Origin of the sequence: Paenibacillus sp. GbtcB18 (assembly GCF_019091125.1) — a bacterium.
In the GTDB taxonomy this organism is placed as follows: Bacteria; Bacillota; Bacilli; order Paenibacillales; family NBRC-103111; genus Paenibacillus_F; species Paenibacillus_F chitinolyticus.
Genome location: NZ_JAGXJX010000421.1, coordinates 1 through 265 on the forward strand (window position 1 = coordinate 1; position 265 = coordinate 265).

A 265-nucleotide genomic window follows, 5' to 3' on the forward strand; every position below is an offset into this window, starting at 1 on the left:
CCGGAATCGCCCGGGGACAGGGGCGGGCCCACGCCGTGCGGCTGGCTCAAGAAGGGTGCGACATCATCGGCGTGGACATCTGCGCGGACATCCCGACGATGACGTACCCGAACGCCACACCGGACGATCTCACCGAGACGGTCCGGCTGGTCCAGAAGGAGAAACGACACATCGTCGCGCGGACCTGCGACGTACGCGACTTCCCCGCCCTGCAGACAGCGTTTGAAGAAGGGTTCGCCGAGTTCGGACGCGTGGACATCATCAT

1 protein-coding gene is annotated in these 265 nt (G+C 65.3%); it reads left to right on the forward strand.

Annotated elements, in window-relative coordinates:
- Window positions 1–35: 35 nt before the first annotated feature.
- Window positions 36–265, forward strand: a 230-nt coding sequence (locus KVT34_RS30380; RefSeq protein WP_483311470.1) for a hypothetical protein, incomplete at its 3' end; no start/stop codon positions are given.